At 56.0% G+C, this 20,870-nt stretch carries 17 protein-coding genes; 5 read left to right on the plus strand and 12 right to left on the minus strand.

The annotated features are described in order from the left end of the window. The first annotated feature begins 192 nt into the window (after positions 1-192). Positions 193-549 carry a metalloregulator ArsR/SmtB family transcription factor gene (locus tag VGM48_RS12160; RefSeq protein ID WP_331579425.1) on the plus strand — a complete coding sequence of 119 codons (357 nt, stop codon included), beginning with the start codon at positions 193-195 and terminating at the stop codon, positions 547-549. Positions 550-605: 56 nt separating this feature from the next. Then, a complete protein-coding gene (locus tag VGM48_RS12165) occupies positions 606-2,009 on the plus strand; it encodes an MBL fold metallo-hydrolase (protein WP_331579427.1) in 1,404 nt (467 codons plus the stop codon). 45 nt (positions 2,010-2,054) lie between these two features. Here the strand turns inward: VGM48_RS12165 and VGM48_RS12170 are convergent, their stop codons facing one another. The 4 genes from VGM48_RS12170 to VGM48_RS12185 form a co-directional block, all read right to left on the minus strand. Further along, a complete protein-coding gene (locus VGM48_RS12170) occupies positions 2,055-2,720 on the minus strand; it encodes a response regulator transcription factor (protein ID WP_331579429.1) in 666 nt (221 codons plus the stop codon). A 193-nt stretch (positions 2,721-2,913) separates the two neighbouring features. Then, positions 2,914-3,825 (minus strand): lysophospholipid acyltransferase family protein, encoded by a 912-nt coding sequence (locus tag VGM48_RS12175; protein WP_331579431.1) that lies wholly within the window; start codon positions 3,823-3,825, stop codon positions 2,914-2,916. 6 nt (positions 3,826-3,831) lie between these two features. Then, a complete protein-coding gene (locus VGM48_RS12180; protein WP_331579433.1) occupies positions 3,832-5,277 on the minus strand; it encodes a RapZ C-terminal domain-containing protein in 1,446 nt (481 codons plus the stop codon). Between the two features lie 26 nt (positions 5,278-5,303). Further along, positions 5,304-7,772, minus strand: coding sequence for a TonB-dependent receptor (locus VGM48_RS12185; RefSeq protein WP_331579435.1), 2,469 nt, complete (start codon positions 7,770-7,772; stop codon positions 5,304-5,306). A gap of 123 nt (positions 7,773-7,895) precedes the next feature. On the opposite strand from VGM48_RS12185, the gene VGM48_RS12190 reads away from it, so the two are divergent. Beyond that, positions 7,896-10,100: an FUSC family protein gene (locus VGM48_RS12190; RefSeq protein ID WP_331579437.1), complete on the plus strand. Its 2,205-nt coding sequence runs from the start codon at positions 7,896-7,898 to the stop codon at positions 10,098-10,100. A 17-nt stretch (positions 10,101-10,117) separates the two neighbouring features. Here VGM48_RS12190 and VGM48_RS12195 read toward each other — a convergent pair whose 3' ends face one another. From VGM48_RS12195 to VGM48_RS12225, 7 genes are all read right to left on the minus strand, one after another. Further along, positions 10,118-11,974 carry a 2-oxoacid:acceptor oxidoreductase subunit alpha gene (locus VGM48_RS12195; RefSeq protein WP_331579439.1) on the minus strand — a complete coding sequence of 619 codons (1,857 nt, stop codon included), beginning with the start codon at positions 11,972-11,974 and terminating at the stop codon, positions 10,118-10,120. Positions 11,975-12,095: 121 nt separating this feature from the next. Beyond that, entirely contained in the window at positions 12,096-13,331 is a 1,236-nt protein-coding gene (locus VGM48_RS12200) for an ABC transporter permease (protein WP_331579441.1), read from the minus strand. Positions 13,332-13,408: 77 nt separating this feature from the next. Beyond that, complete coding sequence (locus VGM48_RS12205; protein ID WP_331579443.1) at positions 13,409-14,158, minus strand: ABC transporter ATP-binding protein; 750 nt, start codon at positions 14,156-14,158, stop codon at positions 13,409-13,411. Positions 14,159-14,169: 11 nt separating this feature from the next. Then, positions 14,170-15,501: an efflux RND transporter periplasmic adaptor subunit gene (locus tag VGM48_RS12210; RefSeq protein ID WP_331579445.1), complete on the minus strand. Its 1,332-nt coding sequence runs from the start codon at positions 15,499-15,501 to the stop codon at positions 14,170-14,172. Positions 15,502-15,513: 12 nt separating this feature from the next. Beyond that, complete coding sequence (locus VGM48_RS12215) at positions 15,514-16,881, minus strand: TolC family protein (protein WP_331579447.1); 1,368 nt, start codon at positions 16,879-16,881, stop codon at positions 15,514-15,516. A 189-nt stretch (positions 16,882-17,070) separates the two neighbouring features. Further along, complete coding sequence (locus tag VGM48_RS12220; RefSeq protein WP_331579449.1) at positions 17,071-17,367, minus strand: hypothetical protein; 297 nt, start codon at positions 17,365-17,367, stop codon at positions 17,071-17,073. A gap of 40 nt (positions 17,368-17,407) precedes the next feature. Further along, positions 17,408-19,027: an aminopeptidase P N-terminal domain-containing protein gene (locus VGM48_RS12225; protein WP_331579451.1), complete on the minus strand. Its 1,620-nt coding sequence runs from the start codon at positions 19,025-19,027 to the stop codon at positions 17,408-17,410. A gap of 341 nt (positions 19,028-19,368) precedes the next feature. Here VGM48_RS12225 and VGM48_RS12230 point away from each other — a divergent pair, with 341 nt between their 5' ends. After that, positions 19,369-20,232, plus strand: a complete 864-nt coding sequence (locus VGM48_RS12230) for a DUF763 domain-containing protein (protein WP_331579453.1) — start codon at positions 19,369-19,371, stop codon at positions 20,230-20,232. After that, the gene (locus VGM48_RS12235) at positions 20,225-20,587 is read left to right on the plus strand and encodes a DUF763 domain-containing protein (protein ID WP_331579455.1); all 363 of its coding nucleotides are present in this window, start codon (positions 20,225-20,227) and stop codon (positions 20,585-20,587) included. The genes VGM48_RS12230 and VGM48_RS12235 overlap by 8 nt, the downstream gene beginning before the upstream one ends. Here the strand turns inward: VGM48_RS12235 and VGM48_RS12240 are convergent. After that, on the minus strand, positions 20,579-20,770 hold the full coding sequence (locus VGM48_RS12240) for a hypothetical protein (RefSeq protein WP_331579457.1): 192 nt from the start codon (positions 20,768-20,770) through the stop codon (positions 20,579-20,581). The two genes, VGM48_RS12235 and VGM48_RS12240, sit on opposite strands and share 9 nt — an antisense overlap. Positions 20,771-20,870: the final 100 nt, after the last annotated feature.

Raw genomic sequence — 20,870 nt, forward strand, 5'->3', positions numbered from 1 at the left:
ACGATATTTGCAAAAGGAATTCACCGGGTTGGTTTACAGTGAGCCCGCTTATACCAAGGAATTCTACACTCATACTGGGAAATGACTATATTATCATATTACGCAATTTTGACATTTTTTTTCGAACTGTAGATCATAAATTTGCCTTTACCTGTCACGTATCTTCTTGAAATCCTAAAATGGTAATCGCTCATGAGCTTAACGATGAACAATAATAGCTATTGGATGGTAGTAAACGCGGAGGGCTCCGAAGGCGCTCCTGTAAAAGTCGATTTTTTGAATCTGAAGAAAGGCGCACTGATCTTACGAGCACTCAATCACAAACTACGCCAACAAATCATCCGCCTGCTGGATGAGAACAAAAAACTCACCGTCACCGAGATCTACGTCCACCTTCGCCTCGAACAATCTGTTGCTTCCCAACACCTTGCTATCCTTCGCCGGGCGGGCATCGTAAAGACCCAGCGCGACGGAAAATTTATCTACTATATTATCAACCATGACCGGCTGAGCGAGATCATGAAATGTGTGGATGAATTGATCGACTAAGGCGGTACTCCCACCTTTTATTTTATTGATGTATTTTTGCAGGAAACCGACAGGTAATGTACATCCAGCAATTATACACGGGCTGTCTTTCCGAAGCAGCATATTACATTGATAGTGAAGGAGAAGCGGCTATTATTGACCCGTTGCGCGACATCGACGCATACGTCCGGCTCGCCCGCGAACGGAATGCAACGATCAAATATATCTTTGAAACTCATTTCCACGCCGACTTCGTGTCCGGTCATCTCGACCTGGCGAAAGTTACCGGGGCGCCCATCATCTACGGACCCCGGACCGAGACAAATTTCCCCATTCATCTGGCGAAAGACGGCGAACTCTTCCGGCTTGGCGGCGTAACGATCGAAGTATTGCACACTCCCGGTCATACGCTGGAGTCTTCCTGTTACCTGGTGCGCAATGCCGACGGTACGCCCCATGCGTTATTCACCGGCGATACTCTTTTTGTCGGCGATGTCGGCCGCCCCGATCTCAGCAGCGGCAATATGACCCAGGAAGAACTGGCCGGACTGCTATATGATTCCCTTCACACAAAGATCCTGCCCCTGCCCGAGAGCGTTATCGTCTACCCGGCGCATGGTCCGGGCAGCAGCTGTGGAAAGAACCTCGGTCCTAACACCCATAGCACCCTGAAAGAAGAGAAGGAAAGTAACTATGCTTTGCGCGATCAGACAAAGGAAGAATTCATCAAGGCAGTGACGGATGGCCTGCTGGCGCCGCCGCAATATTTCTCCATCAATGCGCGGATCAATAAAGAAGGATATGGCCCGCTGGATGAGGTATTGCAGGAAGGGCTGACGCCGCTGGATATTGCCGCTCTCAAAACCTGGATCAAGGAGGAAGCGATCGTGCTGGACACCCGCCGGTCGGATCTTTTTGTCGCCGGATTCGTTCCCGGATCCATCAGCATCGGGCTCGATGGCCGCTTTGCGGAGTGGGCCGGCAGTCTCCTGCCTTTTAATAAACCGCTGGTGCTGGTGACGGCGCCGGGAGAAGAGAAAGAAAGCGTTATCCGGCTGGCCCGCGTGGGATTCGATAAGGTGAAGGGTTATCTGGAGGGCGGCTTCCCCGCCTGGCAGGAAGCCGGCGAGCCGATAGATCTAATCATCGACGTAGAACCTGACGAGCTGGCGATGGATATTCCGTTTGATCCCAATCTTCTGGTCGTGGACGTCCGCCGGGAGACCGAATTTGCAGACGGGCATGTCAAGGATGCGATCAACCTGCCGTTGCAGGATCTGGCCGATCCGGGCAATATGGCCAATCTGGACGATAAATTCAATCTTTATGTCCATTGCGGCGGCGGTTACCGCAGTATTATTGCCGCCTCCCTGCTCAAGCGCCAGGGCATCCATAACCTTCGCAACGTTACGGGTGGCTGGGGAAAGATCAAGGATCAGAAAGGGATCGAGGTAATAAAAGAAAAAAGTGTGTTGAACTGAGCATGGACGGGAAGGACCATTTTTGAATGAAGGCCCCGAGGCGCTTCATTCCAGTTGCACGATCCCATTCTTCACGGCATACATGGCGAGCCCTACTCTCGTCCGCACGTTCAGCTTTTCGAATAAGGCATCCCGATAGCCATCGATGGTGCGCGGACTGAGGTACATCCGGTCGGCGATCTCCTTGTACGTCCATTCGGTGCACACGAGCTTCATAAACTCCAGTTCGCGTTCGTTGAGCAGGAGCAGATCGCGGAAGCGACGTCCGGGCTCATCCAGATGACTGATCGTGTCGATCAGCTTTTCCGTCACGTTCTCCGAATAGTAATACCCCTTGTCGAAGACAGCGTCGAGGGCTTCTTCCAGGGCGGAGGCGTCGATGTCTTTCACGATGTAGCCCTTGGCGCCGTTTTTTATCATGCGCACGATGGAACTGTCCGTGTCGGACATGCTCAATGCCAGCACCCTGATCTCGGGATAGTGTCGCCTGAGATAGCAGGCGGTTTCATAGCCGTCCATTTCGGGCATACCAATGTCCAATAAAATGATGTCGGGACGGCGGGAGATTTTCAATCGCCTGATGAGGTCTTTACCGTCAGAGGCTTCAAATAATACATCGAACCGGCCAAAGCTGCGAATAAGGCTGGCCAATCCGTTGCGAAGCAGTACATGGTCGTCGACAAGTACTACTCCCGGGTTAACAGTTGTCATCCGGTTTAGGTTTAGGTTTAGGTAGTCCTGGAATTTTGGGGGGAACGGGTTTGACGACGCGGGTAGAACGAGTCGTCTTGCTACTAATCGGGCTCCTCTAACCTGTAACCGGGCACGGCATTGCGCGACTTAAGAATCACATTGTAGTAAATGTATTATAAATTCCTGATATGCCATAGATCAGAGAAACTATTTAGTCGCCCGTCGGGGGATCTTTTTTATCGTCGATCCAGAAGGGGCTGAATTCCGGTTTCCAGGAATACTTCCAACGTTTATGACTCCATAGCCAGCCATCGGGTTGCTGGCGGATCGCGTCTTCGAGCAGATTGCGATAACGTCGGGTCAGTTCGCCTTCGGGGAGGACCCCAGGGTGTTCGGCGATGGTGATCAACTGCACCCCATAGTAGCCACGGCGGTGTTTGTAGAAGCGGACGAAGATGACGGGGATGTCGCCGATGCGCGCACCGCGTTCGGGTCCGCGGACGAAGGGTGTGGGCCGGCCAAAGAAGTCGAGCCAGTAGCTGTTCTCGGGTCCACCCGGGGACTGATCCGCCACGAGGCCAAGGATATACTGACTGTTGCGATAGGGCAGGATCGCCCGTTGCATTTTTGTTGCGGGCAAGGGGATGGAGCCCATGCGGCTTCGCAGGTGGAGGAACAGCCGTTCGAAGATCTTGTTCTCGACGGGCATATAGGCGACGAGGAAGGGGTAGCGGGTGAGCAGCGGGATGGTGGCATTGCCCAGTTCCCAGTTGAACAGATGACCGAGATGGGCTTGGAGTTTTCGGCCCTGATCGTAGAAATGATCCAGTAGTTGGGGATTGTCGATGACCAGCCGTTTTCTCAGGAAGGCCTCTCCGGCGGAGAGGATCTTGATGGTCTCGATAAAATTATCGGTGAAGTTGCGATAGAAGCGTTTGGCGATGCGTTCCCGTTCGGCAGCGGTTTTTTCGGGGAAGGCTATCTCGAGATTGGCGAGAACGACATTCCGCCGGTAACGGACCACGGCATATAAAAAAAACGCGACGGCGTCCGAGAAACCATAGAGCAGCCACAGGGGGATCAGCGAAAACAAATACAACAGGCCATAGACGAGATAGTACATAGCGGGTTAGTTGATCCAGTTTTTCGCATCCTGCACGATATGATGCAGGTCGATCTTTACATGGAATTTGTTCCGCAGGTGTCGGGCGAGGGCGTCTGCCGCGTATACGCTCCGATGCTGGCCACCGGTGCAGCCAAAGCCGATCTGCAGACTTTCGAACCCTCTTTTTATATAATCCTCCACGGAGATGTCGACGATATTGTAAACGCTGTTGAGGTATTCGGGCATCCGGGTCTGCTGTTCGAGAAAGTCTTTTACCGGTTTATCGCGGCCCGTCTGCGTTTTGAATTCCGGGATGCGGCCGGGGTTGAGGATGCCGCGGCAGTCGAAGACAAAACCGCCGCCGTTGCCGCTGTCGTCGGTCGGGTGTTCTTTCTTATAGGAGAAACTGTTGATGTGCACGACGAGGGGGGTGTTGGAATCGGCCTGTACGGGTTCAAACCGGCCGATGACTTCGTCCTGTACCATGAGTGTGAGCAGGCGTTGGAACTCGGGTAACCCGATGCCCACCTGTTTATTTCCCAGGAACCATTTGAAGTTGCGGAGGGCGAGCGGAATGCTGATCAGGAAATGGGCCTTGCGTTCGAAGAGCCCGCGGAACCCATAGGCGCCCAGCACCTGCAGCAACCGGATCAGCACATAGCCGTTGTATTGACTTACAAAACGTGACCGATCGATCTTTTTGTCGAGGAGGCTTTCCACGCAATCCATATAGTACTCCAGGAGTCCATCCTTCCAGGTGTCGGGCAGTTCGGCCTTGGCCTGCCAGAGCAGGGAGGCGACATCGTATTGGAGGGCCCCTTTCATCCCGCCCTGGAAGTCGATGAAGTGGACGGCATCGTCCTTCAACATGATGTTGCGGCTCTGAAAGTCGCGGAACATAAAATATTTGTGATCGACATGCGTGAGATAGCTGCTCAGCGCGTCGAAGTCATCGATCAGCTGTTCCTTGTCATAAGGGATCTGGAGGGTGTCGAGGAAATAATACTTGAAATAGAGGAGATCGCTGAGGATAGCCTGTTTGCCAAACTCCTTCGACGTGATGGCCCAGCCATAGTCCAGGCCTTCGTCGCCGAGGATCTGGAGGCGGGCCAGTTGTTCGAGGCTTTTTTGAAAAAAGGAATAGGCGTGATCGTTGTGACCCTGTTTCTCGAGTTCGCCCAGCAGGGAGAGATTGCCAAAGTCTTCCTGCAGATAGATCGTGTACGATTCGTTGATGGTGAAGATCTGCGGTACGGGGCAACCCTTTGCGCGGAAATGGCGACTATAGTGAACAAAGGTCCGGTTCTCGCGGATATTGTCGTTGTAGGTTGCGATAAAGGAGCCGCCGGCCGTAAGGATACGGAAATACATGCGGTTGCTGCCGGATTGCGGGATCTTTTCGAGCCCGGTGATGGGGGCGCTGGAAAAGCCGGCGAAAAGAGTTTTGATGTCGTCGGTGATGACCTGCATAGCCGCCAAAGATAGGAAAACCGAAGCTATTGACCGGCGCGCTTGCTCTCTTCTTCGGCTCCGGTGGTGCGGCGGCGGGCGGCCTTTACCTGGCGGTTGCCAAACCGGTAAGAGAAGAAGACCTTGAGCTGCCGGGTCTCGGACCCGCCCGAGGCGCGGATGCTTTGTCCGGCGAAGAGACTTGTGGCTGTCCAGTTCAGCGTATGGAAGATATCGGTGACCGAAACCTTTAACGATCCCTTGCCGGCGAAGAGGCTCTTTTGCAGCCCCGCGTCGAGGTTCCAAAGCGAGGATGCCCGCAGTGTAGCCGTCCAGACATTGGGCGAGGTATAGTACTGGTTGATCTCCCCGGTCCAGCCGCCACCCAGCCGGAGGGTGTGCTGGGTAAAAATGGTGGCATTGAAGACATTGAGGTCGATAACGCGACCCACCCCGAAATTGGCCTTGTTCAGCTGGTAAAAGCTGCTGACGTTGATAAACACGCTATACCATTTGTATTGGAAAGGATAGCTGATATTGAGACTGGCGACGTTCTGGGTCGCGAGATTCTCCTGTTCGATGAGGGCCTTGGAGCCTTCGGTGGTGTCGATAAGCGTCGTCGACAGGTCTTTCGTATGGCTGAAGTTGAGGGAGGCGGTGAGCTTATACTTGTACGTAAAGCTAAGCCCCAGGTTGTTGGTGTACTGGGGGCGTAACAACGTGTTGCCGCGAGAGAAGGTATAGTCATCCAGCTTGAATTCAAAGGGGTTCAGCGATTGGTAGGCCGGCCGGTCGATCCGCCGGCTATAGCTGAGCGTCCATTGCTTCAGCGGGTTTTTGTTGTAGGTGATCGACGCGCTGGGAAAAACATCGGTATAATGCCGGGTAAAGGAGGAGTCGTAGGGGACGAGGCCGTCGATCGACCGGGCCCGCTGCTCTTCTTTGTAGCCTGTGGAGGTTCCCTTTCCATTCGTGTTCTCGGCGCGTAGTCCGGCCTGGAAGACCCAGCCTTTCAGCGTCCGGTTATAGTTGGCATAGGCGGCGTTGATATTTTCCCGGTAGTCGAAATTATTGCTGCTGAGGGTATCCAGCAGGGCATGCGTGGCGCCGCCGCCGTTGTCGATATCCCATTCCTGGAAATCATTCCGGGTCGTAACGTAAGATGATTTTAGCCCGACGCTGAGCTTGCCTTTTGCCAGGTTGGTCACATAGTCTGCCCGGAAGGTGGAGATATGAATATCGGAGGGCGAGATCAGGTTGTAGTTGTTGCTATAAAGCAGGGTCTTGCCGGTGGAGTCGAAATAGTCGTTTGGCTGGAACTGATTGCTGCGGAAATGGTAAAGGCCGTAGTCGGCGTCGATGTTCAGCTCGTGGCCGCTGCTGTCCGCGAACCGGTAGTTGAGGTCGAAATTGACATTGTCGCGGCTGCCGTTTGTCCGGTTGTTTGCCTGGAGGAACCGGTCCGTCTTGTTCGTGGGGACATAGACGATGGGGGTGACGGCATTGCTGCTGATCGCGTTGGTCGAGCTGATGCCGTTGACGATAACCCCAAGCGTATTCTGTTTATCGATGAACCAGTCCGTGCCGATCTTGTAGTTATGTGTGTTGGAAGTGGTGATAACCGTGGTCTTTTGCAGGAAAAACGTGTCCAGCTGTGTCCGGTACATCGTGGAATAACCCTCGTTCATGGAATGGTTGTACGAATAATCGCCGAAGACGTTGAAATTGCGTTCCCGGTGGTTCAACGAAAAAGACCCGTTGTATTTGCTGTAAGTGCCGATACCATAACCGGCGTTGAGCGACACATTCGTTCCGTAGGCCTGATCCTTTTTGAGCCGGACATTGATAATCCCGGCATTGCCGGCGGCATCGTATTTTGCGGAGGGATTGGTGATGATCTCGATGGCTTCGATCGAAGATGACTGGAGGGTTTTAAGATAGTCGGCCAGGTTGGCGGCGGAGAGATAGGTGGGACGACCGTCAATGTATACCTGCACTCCATTCTTGCCGTTGAGGCTCAGGTTATTGTCCTTGTCGACGGTGACACCCGGGGCCTTTCGCAGGAGTTCCAACGCGTCGGATCCCACTTCGTTGATACTCCCTTCCACATTGAGGATAAGCTTGTCGGGTCTTGCTTCCACGAGGGGTTTGCGTCCCGTGATCACGGTCTCGCGCAGTTCCTTCGGGACCCGGCTGAGCGTTGTTTCCGGTACCCGGGTTTCCCCTTCCGGCCTTGCGGCGAAGGATACGGAATTCTGTGAAGCAAAGCCGATATGCGAGACGGTAACAAAGTATTGGCCGGGGGAGATGGGTGAAAATTCGTATTGGCCGGATGTGTTTGAAATGCCTAATTTCACTACGGAGGAATCCTTATTGTTCTTTAGTGCGACCGTGGCGCCTGATAATGGTTTACCCTTGTCGTCCCTTGTGATGCCCCTCACCTGCTGGGCGTGGAGGCTTTTATAGGAGAGGATAAGGAATAGGAATAGGAATAGGATCAGGACAGGAATTCTCATGTTGTTATAGGCGTTGTAGGTTTTATCAGCAGCTGGCTGTGGTTTTGGTAATGGCTCTATATACGAAGGAAAGAAAAATTTGTTTTAAGACCTGCACCGCCGATAAAAAATTTTGCGACCACCATGGATTATATCCGACAATATAAGAGTTTTATCAATAGTCACTACCTGAATGGCGCTATACGTATCACTGTAGGGATCACCTTACCCGCTATTTTGCTGAGCCAGTTCAATTACCTGACAGCCGGCATCTCGTTGTCGCTTGGTGCGCTGTGTGTCGGGAACACGGACAACCCCGGGCCGATCCAACATCGCCGTAATGGTATGATAGCCTGTGTGTTAATAATCTTTCTCGTAACCCTGGTCATTGGACTGGCCTCTGTTTCCCGCATCTGGACGGGTGTGCTGGTGCTGATCTTTTGTTTTGTCTTTTCCTTTATCGGCGTATACGGGACGAGGGCCAGCAGCATCGGCTTAAATGCGCTGCTGGTCATGGTGCTGAATATCGACAGACCGCATACGGCTTCCGAAAGCCTTATTATCGCGGCGGAGGTGCTTGCCGGCGGCGTATGGTATATGATGCTGAGCCTGCTGTTATACAGCTTCCGGCCCTATAAGCTCGTGCAGCAGGCGATCGGCGACTGCGTCCAGGCTACAGCGGGCTATCTGCGGATCAAGGCCGCCTTCTATGACCGGGATACCGATTATGACGAGGACTACCGGCAATTGCTGGAGAGTCAGGTATCGATCCATGCGAAGCAGGACCTTGTGCGCACACTGTTATTCAAGTCCCGGAATATCGTTCAGGAATCGACACATGTCGGTCGGGTGCTGATGATGGTGTTCCTCGATGTTGTTGACTTTTTCGAAAGGATCATGACCTCGCAACAGGATTACCGGCTGTTGCATCAGGCCTTTGACGACTCGGGACTGATGCAGGAATGCAGGAAGCTGATCCTGGAGCTTGCGGCCGAATTGGATGAGATCGGCATTGCCCTCATGAGCGGCAAGCCTTCCGTCGAGAATTCGCAACTACCTGCGCGGATCCGCGACCTGCGCGATCGACTGAACCAATACCGGCAGGACCATCGCGGCACTGAGCAGGCGGAGGCCTATGCCAGCCTGAGCAATATCCTTGACAGCATCGAGGATCTCGGCCTGCGGCTGCATACCCTGCACGGCTATACTACCTATGACCGGAAGCTGAGCCGGAACATCCACGCGGAAGTGGATGTAGAGGAGTTTGTGGCGCATACGGAGGTGGATCAAAAGCTGATCCTCGACAATCTCAACTTCAAGTCCGATATTTTCCGTCACGCGGTGCGGGTGAGCATTGCGACGTTTGCGGCTTATGTCATCTCGGGCTTTCTGCCGGTTGGCCACGGCTACTGGATCCTGCTGACTACGATCGTGATCATCAAGCCGGTGTACAGTCTTACCAAGCGACGCAACTATGAACGGCTTTTCGGGACCCTGGGCGGGGCCTGCGTGGGCCTGCTGATCCTTTATTTTGTAAAGGATACGATGGTGCTATTCGTGTTGATGCTGCTGTTTATGATCATGACCTATGTGTTCATCCGCACGAATTATCTTGTCGCCGTGACCATGACGACGCCGTATGTGCTGTTGTTGTTTCACCTGCTGTACCCCACCGATTTCCGGACGATCCTCGCCGACCGGGTGATCGATACGATGATCGGCTCGGCGATCTCTTTTGTCGCGAGCTGGCTGATCATCCCCAGCTGGGAACACGAACGCATCCCGGATTTTATGACAGCGGCGCTGGAAGCCAATATCGATTATTTCAAGGCGGTGGCGGGCGCTTTTCTGGGCAGGCCGGCGACGGTTCATCAATACAAGCTTTCAAGGAAGAATGCTTTTGTGGCACTGGCGAATCTTTCCGATGCGTTGTCAAGAATGCTTTCGGAGCCGCGCCGCAAGCAAAAAAGCATTACGGAGATGCATCAGTTCGTCGTGGCCAATCATATGCTGACCTCGCATATCGCCACGCTGGCCTATTATATGGAACCCTATGCCGCGCGGTATGCGGATGCGACGTATGAGCCGGTGGTGGCGGATATCGTGGGTCGCCTGGAGCGCAGTGTAGAGGTGTTGGAGGACGAGGTCACGGCCGCGCGCCGGCTGCCGGCCAAGGAGGTGCTGATGGCGCTGAATCAGCGGGCTCAGGCGTCGAAGGAATTCAAGCCGATCGTCGATCAGTTCAATTTCATTGCGAAGGTGGCGACGGATATCGGCAAGATCAGCCCGCCGCTGCATATGGCGCTTGCGGCCCCGGAAGAGGGGGTGGGGATCAACCCACTCGTCTAGGCGGCGATGGCGCCGGCCTAGTTGTGTCCACCCAACAATTCGCGAATTTTCAACACCAGTTCGGACTTGGTGATCGGCACGCCCATGATCTTATGGTAGCCTTTTGCGTCCACCAGGAACTGGTCGCGGATGATCTTGATGAGTTGTCCGTTGTTGATCTCGGGGATCAGCACGTGTTTGAAGTTGCGGATCAGCTCGCCGAGGTTGGCGGGGAAGGGACGCAGGTAACGGAGATGGGCATGCGATACTGCATAGCCGTCGCGCTGCAGTTCCGCGCAGGCGGTCTTGACGGCGCCATAGGTGCTACCCCAGCCGAGGATGAGGAGGTCGCCGGTCTCGGCTCCGCTGTCGAGTTTTTGAGGCGGGATATAGTCGGCGATGCGCAGGATCTTTTCTTCGCGGATCTTTACCATCAGCTGGTGATTGTCGGGGTCGTAGCTGACGTTACCGGTGATATTTTGTTTTTCGAGGCCGCCGATGCGATGTTCCAGGCCCGGGGTGCCGGGGATGGCCCAGGGGCGGACCAGCTTTTCGTCGCGCAGGTAGGGCTGGAACGTGGGTTCGCCGTCGCCGAGATCGGTCTTGAATTTGACGGTGATCGGCAGGAGGTCGTCGCTCTTTGGGAATTTCCACGGTTCGGCGCCATTGGCGATGTAGCCGTCGCTTAAAAAGATGACGGGGGTCATGTGTTGAACGGCGATCCGCACCGCCTCATAAACCGCTTCGAAGCAGTCGCTGGGCGTGCTGGCGGAGACGACGGGCATGGGGCATTCGCCGTTTCGGCCATAGTAAGCCTGAAGCAGATCGCTCTGTTCTGTTTTTGTAGGAAGCCCGGTAGAGGGGCCGCCGCGCTGGATATCGCAGATCAGCAGCGGGATCTCCATCATAACGGCGAGGCCCATGGCTTCGGCTTTCAGGGCCATGCCAGGGCCGGAGGTCGTCGTTACGGCAAGGGAGCCACCATAGGCTGCGCCGATCGCCGAGGTGATGGCGGCGATCTCATCTTCGGCCTGGAAGGTGCGGACGCCAAAGGATTTGTGCCGGCTGAGTTCATGGAGGATATCGCTGGCGGGGGTGATCGGATAGGAGCCGAGGAAGAGGGGCAGGCCGCTTTTTTCCGCGGCGGCGATGAGGCCATAGGCCAGCGCCTGGTTACCCATGATGCTGCGATAGACGCCGGGCGCCATCTTTGCCTTTTCCACACGGTAGGTGGTGGTAAAGGTTTCGGTGGTATCGCCGAAGTTATAGCCGGCCTGGAGGGCCTTGAGGTTACTCTCGTAAATTTCGGGTTTCTTGCCGAATTTATCTTTCAGGAACTGGGTAGTGGTCTCCATGTTCCGGTTGTACATCCAGTAGAGGAAGCCGAGGACGAACATATTCTTGGCCCGGTCTTTCTCCTTGGTACCCATGGTGATCTCCTTCAGCGCTTCACGGGTCATCTTGGTGACATCCATTTTGAAGACGGTATAGCTGTCGAGGGAATGATCTTCGAGGGGGTGGACGCCTTCGGGATAATTGGCGAGCCGGAGGTTCTTCGAGTCGAAGCCTTCGGTGTTGACGATGATCTTGCCGCCTTTCTTCAGGCTTTTGAGATTGGCTTTGAGGGCTGCGGCGTTCATTGCGACGAGCACGTCGCATTCGTCGCCGGGGGTGAAGACCTTATCGCTGGAAAAACGAAGCTGATAGCCGCTGACGCCGGGGAGGGTGCCTTGCGGGGCGCGGATCTCGGCGGGAAAATCCGGGAACGTGGCCAGGTCGATACCCATCAGGGCGGTGTTATTGGTGAACTGGCTTCCGGTCAGTTGCATGCCGTCACCGGAGTCGCCGGCGAACTTTATGACGACGTCCTGGAGGACTTCCTCTTTTCTTTTCATAATGGGGCAAAGTTACGTTAGACGAAGATAAATATAAGGAAAATCGCTGATTTTGCTCCGGCGCCTTCGGCACCTGGTAGGGCCTATGATGGGCCTTCGGCCGGCCGGCCCGTGGCCGTCCTTACTCATACCGCAGTGCTTCGATCGGGTCGAGCCGGCTTGCCTTCTGCGCGGGGTAATAGCCGAAAAACACTCCGGTCACGGCGCAGACGAGGAAGGAGAGGACGATCGAGGATTCGGTGACGAGGGTCGGCCAGGAGAGGAAGAAGGTGACGAGGTGGGCGGAGGTGACGCCGAGGATGACGCCGAGAATGCCGCCGGTGATGCTGATCAGGATAGCTTCGGTGAGGAATTGAAGCAGGATGTCGATGCCGCGGGCCCCGATGGACATCCGCAGGCCGATCTCGCGGGTGCGCTCGGTGACGGATACATACATGATATTCATAATACCGATGCCGCCGACAAGCAGGGAGATACCGGCGATGGCGGCGAGCAGGACGGTGAGGAGCTGGCTGGTGGAGCTGAAGGTTGTGATCAATTCCTGCATGGTGCGGACGGCGAAGTCGTCTTCGTCGGAGGGCTTTAGTCGGTGGGTAGTTCGCAAGATGGTGGAGATCTCGTCGGCGGCGGCGGTGGTCCGGGTCTCGTTGATGGCGGAGGCGTAGATATTCTGGACGAAGATGGTCGAGTTGGCCGAGGCGAGGATGCGGCGCTGGACGGTGGTGAAGGGGGCGATGATCACGTCGTCCTGGTCCTGGCCGAAGGCACTTTCACCTTTTGGGGCGAGGGTGCCGATGACCATCAGGGGGACGGTGCCGAAGCGGATGTATTTCCCTATCGGGCTTCCCCCGTTGGGAAAAAGATTGGTGATGACGGTCTGCCCGAGGAGGCAGACCTTGGATTGGGTCTGTACGTCGCGATCGGTGAAGGCCACGCCGTCCTGGATGGGCCATTGCCGGATGATCGTGAGATAATTGGGTTGGACGCCCTGCATGGTGGTGGGCCAGTTGTTATTGCCATAGATGGCCTGGCCCTTGGCATTGGCCATGGGGGTGACGGCGCTGAGGTCGGGGGCCTGGCGCTGGAGGGCCTTGATGTCGTCGAGGGTAAGGGTCTGGACGCTGGTGGCGTCGAGGCGGGCGCCGGCGGAGATATTGCTGTTGGGGCGGATGATGATCATATTGGAGCCCATGCCCGAGAGTGCTGACTGGATGCTTTGTTTGGAGCCCTGGCCGATGGCGACCATCGAGATGACGGAGGCCACGCCGATGATGATGCCCAGCATGGTGAGGAAGGCCCGCAGTTTGTTGCGTTGAAGCGCCTTTAGGGCGATGCGGAGAAGATTGAAGAGGCTCATAGCTTGAGTTTTTGCGGCCGGCGTTGCGACCGACGTTTGCGGTCGGCGCCGGGCCATGAGGGCGGGGCGCCAACTTTTTAATAATCTTCCGTCGTGGGCAGGGCGGCGAGCATATCCCTGGCCGATCGGATGCTCTCGTTGCGGCTGTCCTTTATGACCCGCCCGTCTTTCAGCATGATGGTCCGGCTGCTGAAGGAGGCGATATCCGGTTCGTGGGTGACGAATACGATGGTCCTGCCCTGCTGGTTCAGTTCCTGGATCAGCGCCATTATACTATACGAGCTGCGGGAGTCAAGGTTGCCGGTGGCCTCATCGGCGAGGATCATGACCGGCTCGTTGACCAGGGCGCGGGCGATGGCGACGCGTTGCTGCTGGCCGCCGGAGAGTTGATTGGGGGTATGGTCCAGGCGATCGCCAAGGTTGACGGCCGTCAGCGCTTTGACGGCGCGTTCGCGGCGTTCGCGGGCACTCATCTCGGGGTTGTAGAGAAGGGGGAGTTCGACATTTTCCAGGGCGGAGGTCCGGGGCAGCAGGTTATAAGCCTGAAAGACAAAGCCGATCTTATGGTTTCTCAGCCGGGCCAGTTCGTTGCGGCCCAGCTTTCCCACGTCGACGCCATCCAGGAGGTACCGGCCTTCGCTGGGTTTGTCGAGGCAGCCGAGCGTATTGAGCAGGGTCGTTTTGCCCGAGCCGCTGCTGCCCATGATGGTCAGGAACTCGCCGGCCTCGACGTCGAAGGACACCCCTTTCAGGGCGCGAACGATCTCCGAGCCCATGCGGAACTCCCGTTTGATGTCATGTAATTCCAGTATTTTCTGATTGCTCATGAATTTGTTTTTTATCTGCCGCCGCCAGCGCCGCCACCGGCACCGCCGGCGCCACTACGAGCACCGCCGCCACCCCGGTTACCCCGGCGTGGGGGCATGAAGGGGCTTCTCACCGTACCGGATTTGGGTGCGCCTTTGACGGCGATCTCTTCGCCATTGATCACTTCATCGTCCGGATCGAGGCCTGTCAGGACCTGCACCTTTGTATCATTGTTGAGCCCCGTGGTGATCTTCTTTTCGACGAGGCTGTCACCGATCTTCACCCAGACAAAGGCGGGGGTGCCTGTCCGCGGCGCGGTATCGACCTCGCGGGTACTGGAGTCGCCGCGGTGGTGGGGGGCGCTGAGGGGATTATTGGAGGAGCGTTTTGCCTCTACCGCCACCTCCCGTTCGTCGACGGTGTCGGGGAAGAAAAGGTATTGCTTGCCGAGGGCCTCATCGGGTTTATATTTTAACGCCTTTGCGGAGATGAGCAGGGCGCTGTCGACCTCCTTTGTAAAGATGAAGATATTGGCCGTCATGCCGGGCCGCAGCTTCAGGTCCTGGTTTGGCGCGGTGATGATCGTGGAATAGGTGACGACATTGGCGGAGACGACGGGTTCCAGGCGGATCTGGTTGACGGTGCCCGAGAAAGAGATATCGGGATAGGCGTCAACGGTAAAGGTCACCCGCAGTCCGATGCGGACATCGCCGATATCGGCTTCGGAGACGGCAGCCTGTACCTGCATCTTGGTGATGTCTTTTGCGATGATGAATAAGGTGGGGGTATTGAAGCTGGCGGCCACCGTCTGGCCGACGCTGACATTGCGGGTCATGACGACGCCGTCGACGGGCGAGTAGATGCTTGCATAGTCGAGGTTCTTCTGGGAGCCGCTGAGCTGGGCCTGGACGCTCTCGACGCTGGCCTGGGCCGTCTGGTATTGGTTTTGGGCATTCTCATAGTCGGCCTTGCTGATGGCGCCGACATTATAGAGCTGGGACTGCCGGTCGAAGGTGCTCTTCTGATAGGCGAGGGTGGCCCTGGCCAGGGCGAGATTGGCTTTGTATTGATCAACCTGTGCCTGGAAGAGGGATTTATCCAGTTGGGCAAGGAGTTGCCCCTTTTTCACTTTTGCGTTGAAGTCGGCGTTAAGGACCTTGATCGTACCGGAGACCTGGGAGCCGACGGCGACGGTATCGACGGGCTGGACGGTGCCGGTTGCGGTCACGCTTCTGGAGATGTAGCCGACCTTCGGCCGCTCCGTCGTCAGGACCACGGGCTTTTCTTCCTTTTTATAAAAGAAGTACCAGGCAGCGGCGCCGGCCAGAAGAAGGATAACAATAATAATGATGGCTCTCTTCATGTCGAGGGAGGTTTATAATTTAACGGCTATTCCCATATAGAAATCATAGATCTTGATGCTGAGGGCCGAATTGTATTTGGCCTGGACATAGACCTGGAAAGCCTGGGTATACAGGGTCTTCTGCTGCAGGTAGTCCACCAGGTTGGAGGCGCCGACCTTCAGCTGTTCGCCGGCGATCCGAAAGCTTTCCTGGCTGGCTCTCAATCCTTCTTCGGCGGCGTCATATTGTCCCTGGGCGTTGATGACATTGATATAGGCCTGCTCAATGTTCTGGGCAAGCGCGGTCCGGGTGCCCAGGAGGGTAAGCTTCGACTGGTCCATCTCGATCTTTGCGAGTTCGACCTGCGTCTTTACCGTTCGTCGGGTGAAGATGGGGATCGAGAGGTTGACGCCCGCCTGCTGAAAGAAGTTGTTATCCAGCTGTTTGAAATAATCATCGGTGCTCCGGCTGTAGTAGCTGGAGGAAAGATTGGCCGACGCCGTTAGTATCGGCAGATAGCCCGCCTTTGCCTTCAGCAGATCATACCGGGAGATGTCGATCTGCAGCTGGCTGTTCTTTACTTCCGGCCGGTCGCGCATCGCGATGTTGACGACGCTGTCGAGGCTGGCGACGGCTTCTTTGGAGATAACGGTATCGGGGCTGACGATATCGAAGCTGTCCTGATAGGGCAGTTGCAGGAGCACCTTCAGGTTTAGTTTGTTCTGGCGGACGGCGCTCTGCGCGGTGACGAAATTATATTTGTCGGCGGCCAGCTGGGCCTGCAGTTCGATATACGCGTTGCGGGCGATGCTTCCGGCCTCGTATTGTTTTCTGCCCTGTTCGACCTGGGCGAAGGTGGTGGTGATCAGGTCCTGTTCATAGACGACATTCTCTTTGGCCAGGAGGATGCCGAGATAGGCCTGGGTGATCTGCAGGGTGATATCGTTCTGCGACTGGAGGATGTTGAGATTGGCGGATTCGATCTGGAGGTTCTTTTGCCGGATGTCGTTGCGGAGATAGCCGCCATTATAAAGAGTCATGCTGGAGCCCACGCCCCAGGCGTTGACCCAGCTGGAGGTCGTCTGGACGCCGCTGATCACCGCGGTACCGGCCTTGCTATGGGTATAGGAGAGGCTACCGGTGCCCGTGAGGTTGGGTTGCTGCTGAGCTTTTGACAGGAGATAGTTCTGTTCCGCCGATTGTGCGGTAAGCCGGAGGCTGTTTAGCGTGATATTATTCTTCTTCGCATAATCGAGGCAGGCCTGGAGCGTCCAGTTGCCCTGGGGGCGGGTGGTATCCCGGGTGTTGACACGGGTGGAGGCGGGATCCTGGGCATCGGCCCGGGTGGTGGTTAGCAAGAGCCCGACGAGAAGAAGGAGCACATAGTGACGTACGAACATACCTTTCTTGGTTTAGGTGATGTGTGTATCCAGGTATTACAAAGTGTAGGCCATACTGCACTCTCATTCGCCCATTGGTGTAAATATAGGGTATTTCAACCTTTAGCTGTTGTCGGTGAATGGGTCATGGGGGGGGCAAAAAAAATAGGGCGGGCCACAGGCCCGCCCTATTTTTTAATCGCATTTTAATTAGCTCCAGTGACCGGGAACCCAGTAAGAACCGCGGCGTTCTTTAGTCCAATGGCCGGCGACCCAATTGTGACGGCCGTGAGGAGGCGCGTCCCAATGGCCTTGAACCTGTTCGTAGCGGCCGTTGTTGAAATGCCATTCCGTGCCGACCCATACATGGTGTGCGTCGGGGCGATTCGGGCGTTTGGCCACATTCTCATGGGGCCGTTCTTTCACATAGTTATGTTGTGCGCTTGCGGAAAGCGCGGTCAGGGAGAGGGTGGCGCCGATGGCCGCCACAACCAGGAATTTTTGCATAGTCTATAGTTTTAAAATAGGTAAGCCAAAAATATGCCTATTATTTGATTGCGGGCAGGACTAATTCGTTGAACGCGCTTTTTTGGGTATGCATTTTTTCGACGTCTTCGGACTTGCGGGGCGCCTGGGCGGACAGCAGTTCGTCTTGAGTCTTACCGATGCGGACGTCATCCTCGATGCGGACGCCGATATCCCACCATTTCTTGTCGCAGGGGCTGCCCGCGGGTATATAGATCCCGGGTTCCACCGTGATGACCATATTTTCTTTTAGCGTCTGACCATAGTCTCCGGCGTCGTGTACGTCGAGCCCCAGGTAATGCGAACAGCTATGGGGATAGTATTGGGACACCTGCGATCTCTCTTTTATGATGCCGAGCCGGACAAGCCCGGCGGCCAGCACTTCGGTTGCCTTTTCATTGAGGGCGGAGAAGGGGGTGCCTTCGTGGCAGAGCGGAAAGATGGCTTCCTGCGCCTCGTAGACAAGGTCGTAGACCGCCTTTTGTTCTGGGGAAAATTTGCCCGTGGTGGGGACGGTGCGGGTCACATCTGCGGAGTAGCCGTGGTATTCCGCGCCGATGTCCATCAGGACCATATCCCTGCCGACATTCGTGCGGGTGTTTTCTTCATAGTGGAGGATACAGCCGTTGGCGCCGCCGCCGACGATGGAGGGGTAGCCTACATATTCGGCGCCAAGTTTTTTATGGACATATTCCTGGATGCCCTGGAGTTCGGCTTCCGACATCCCCGGCCGGATGGCCTTCATCACTTCCGCGTGTGCGATGGCGGAGATAGAGACGGTTTTGCGCATGAGGTCCATTTCTTCGGGGGTCTTGATGACTCGCAGGGAGGCCACGAGCGACCGATAGAGATAGGAGTTCCATTTTATGGCGGTGACCTTCTTTTTGAAGGCTTCGAGGTCTTCGGCGGTGTTGACGGCGAGGAATTGCGTGAGCAGTTGGTTGCTGCGTAATTTTTCTGAGGCTTCGCGCCGCTGATTGAGAAAACCCTTTATCCTGGCCAGGCGCTGCATATTGGCTCCTTCGGCAATCTGGGCCACGATCTCGTTGGTGCCCGCGTCGAAGTCGGCGGGGACGGCGGCTTTCTTTTTGAAGGCCTGGAGGAGGTCGTAGAGATCGGCGGGTTCGCTGAGATCATCATGTACGTCGTCGGGGATATCGGAGAACAGGATATGGTCGAAGGCGGAGAGGTCGAGGGGAAAGGCGGCGAAATCGGTTCCGTTATAGACATGGGTGAATCCCAGTTGGCTCTTTGTTTTTTCGACCCCGAGGCGGCGGCCGGTCCATTGTTCTTGTTGGGGGTCGCGTTTTTGGACGAAGAAAAGTTCGTTATAGGTGGTTCCGTCGGGGGCTTTTTGCGGTTCTTTAAAGATGAGCAGGACGGCGTGGGGTTCTTTATAGCCCGAGAAGTAATACAGATCGGGATTTTGATGATAGGGAAAGGTCACGTCGTTGGAGAAGGCGCGGGTGGGGTTGGCAAAGATCACGGCCACCGAGTGGGGCGGCATCAGGTTTCGCAGGGCTTCTCTGCGGCCGGCGTGGAAGGCGGGGCTGAGGTAATCGGTGGGGAGGTTTTCCTGGGCGTTGCTGGGCGTGGTCAGGGTCGTCGCTGCCAGGGCGAAGAGAACGGCAAGCTGCTTCATGTTGGGTTGTTTATGGCGGACAAGATAACCCCGGCGGGGGGAAACTGCGGAGCCGTCCATCAAATCGGGGGTAATTGGGGATGGGTACGGGCGGAATGCGTGGCGACCGAACCAGGATCATCAGGTGAGGAGCAGGCGGAATCCATCGCGAGCAAACCGGGATGATCGGGGAAGGGGTCAGGCGGAAGCCATTGCGGGCGGGGCGGGGATGATCGGGGAAGGGGATCGGGCGGAACGCATCGCAGCCAAACAGGGATGATCGGGGAAGCTGGTGGCGGGCTCAGGGCTTTTTGCGGTTTTTTTTGGCAAAAACCGCTAACTTTGTTAGCAAATCGAGGTGTATGAAACGTTCGGGTGCGGCAGATCTTCCTTTGCATTATGGGTATGTTTCGCAGTGGCTGGCGGACCGGATGGCCCGGTTGGGGCTGGCCGTGACGGAGGTATTGCTGGCGGAATATGGGCGGGAGGAGGTGCTTCGCCGGTTGTCGGATCCTTTCTGGTTCCAGAGTCTTGGCGCGGTGATGGGGATGGACTGGCATTCTTCGGGGATCACGACGTCGGTGATGGGGGCGTTGAAGCGGGCGATCAACCCACATTCCAACGAGCTGGGCATCTATATCTGTGGGGGTAAGGGCAGTGCATCGCGGCAGGCACCGGCGGAGATTGCAAAGGTCTGTGAGAGCACGGGGTTGGATGGGGTGGAGCTGGTGCGGAGCAGCAAGCTGAGTGCGAAGGTGGATAATACCGTTGTCCAGGACGGTTTTCAATTGTATATGCATTGTTTTGTCCTCAGCCGGGAGGGGCAGTGGACGGTGATCCAGCAGGGGATGAGTCCGGGTAATTCGATGGCTCGCCGGTATCACTGGCATTCCGCGGGTTTGCGGTCTTTTGTCGAGGAGCCGCATACGGCGATCTGCGGCGTCAACCAGGGGGAGATCCTCAACCTGGCGGACCGGCAGGCTGATCCGGCGCGAAAGGGGGTGTTGTCGCTGACGCGGGAGAAGCCGGAGTTGATGATGCAGGATGCGCAGCAGTTGCTGACGTTGCCGGCGCATCATGATGTGCGGGCGGAGGATGTGGATCTGCGGCGGCTGGGCGCGGTGCTTTGGCTGGCGCATGACCGGCAGCCTGCCGATTTCGAGGAGCTGATCTTGCTGGAGGGAGTGGGGGCCGCGGACGCTGCAGTCGCTGGCGCTGGTGAGTGAGGTGATCCATGGGACGCCGTCGCGGTTCCGGGACCCGGCGCGATTTGCTTTTGCGCATGGGGGGAAGGATGGGCATCCGTTTCCCGTGCCTATCGATGTCTATGATGAGACGATCGGCATTCTGCAGGGGGCGGTGCAGAAGGCGAAGGTCGGCCAGAGCGACAAGCTGGATGCGATGAAGAAGTTGTCCGTGCTGGCGCAGCGGGCAGAGGAATCCTTTACCCCTACCGGCGGGCTGGAGGAGTGGATCGAAAAGGAGCGTGCCGATTCGTGGAAATATGGCGGGCGGACTGTTTTTGGCAGGGCGAAACCGCCGGCAGACGTCGCACGACCCATGCAGCTGCGGCTATTTTAAGCTCGCACTCCGTTTTCGTCTCAGTTCGGGATTTTTTGCGATGATCAGGGTGGCTTTCTTTTCGGTCTCCTGCGTGGTAAGCCATTTGCGCATCAGCTTTTTCAAAGCTTTTGCTTTTTCCGGGTTGTCTTTTACGTAGTAGTTCATACAGAGTCCTTGTCCGAGGTTAGAGAGATGGTGCACGGTGTAAAAGTACACAGGGACTATGGGAAGAGTATTCGAAGAAGCGGTGCGATTCGCAAGTGTAAGGGTTTTCTTTATCGGCTCCGCTTATAGAAGATTT

Origin of the sequence: Puia sp. (assembly GCF_036500295.1) — a bacterium.
In the GTDB taxonomy this organism is placed as follows: domain Bacteria; phylum Bacteroidota; class Bacteroidia; order Chitinophagales; family Chitinophagaceae; genus Puia.

Coding starts and splice junctions, on each gene's coding strand:
- VGM48_RS12160 (WP_331579425.1), top strand. CDS start 193: ATGAGCTTAACGATGAACAATAATAGCTATTGGATGGTAGTAAACGCG.
- VGM48_RS12165 (WP_331579427.1), top strand. CDS start 606: ATGTACATCCAGCAATTATACACGGGCTGTCTTTCCGAAGCAGCATAT.
- VGM48_RS12170 (WP_331579429.1), bottom strand. CDS start 2,720: ATGACAACTGTTAACCCGGGAGTAGTACTTGTCGACGACCATGTACTG.
- VGM48_RS12175 (WP_331579431.1), bottom strand. CDS start 3,825: ATGTACTATCTCGTCTATGGCCTGTTGTATTTGTTTTCGCTGATCCCC.
- VGM48_RS12180 (WP_331579433.1), bottom strand. CDS start 5,277: ATGCAGGTCATCACCGACGACATCAAAACTCTTTTCGCCGGCTTTTCC.
- VGM48_RS12185 (WP_331579435.1), bottom strand. CDS start 7,772: ATGAGAATTCCTGTCCTGATCCTATTCCTATTCCTATTCCTTATCCTC.
- VGM48_RS12190 (WP_331579437.1), top strand. CDS start 7,896: ATGGATTATATCCGACAATATAAGAGTTTTATCAATAGTCACTACCTG.
- VGM48_RS12195 (WP_331579439.1), bottom strand. CDS start 11,974: ATGAAAAGAAAAGAGGAAGTCCTCCAGGACGTCGTCATAAAGTTCGCC.
- VGM48_RS12200 (WP_331579441.1), bottom strand. CDS start 13,331: ATGAGCCTCTTCAATCTTCTCCGCATCGCCCTAAAGGCGCTTCAACGC.
- VGM48_RS12205 (WP_331579443.1), bottom strand. CDS start 14,158: ATGAGCAATCAGAAAATACTGGAATTACATGACATCAAACGGGAGTTC.
- VGM48_RS12210 (WP_331579445.1), bottom strand. CDS start 15,501: ATGAAGAGAGCCATCATTATTATTGTTATCCTTCTTCTGGCCGGCGCC.
- VGM48_RS12215 (WP_331579447.1), bottom strand. CDS start 16,881: ATGTTCGTACGTCACTATGTGCTCCTTCTTCTCGTCGGGCTCTTGCTA.
- VGM48_RS12220 (WP_331579449.1), bottom strand. CDS start 17,367: ATGCAAAAATTCCTGGTTGTGGCGGCCATCGGCGCCACCCTCTCCCTG.
- VGM48_RS12225 (WP_331579451.1), bottom strand. CDS start 19,027: ATGAAGCAGCTTGCCGTTCTCTTCGCCCTGGCAGCGACGACCCTGACC.
- VGM48_RS12230 (WP_331579453.1), top strand. CDS start 19,369: ATGAAACGTTCGGGTGCGGCAGATCTTCCTTTGCATTATGGGTATGTT.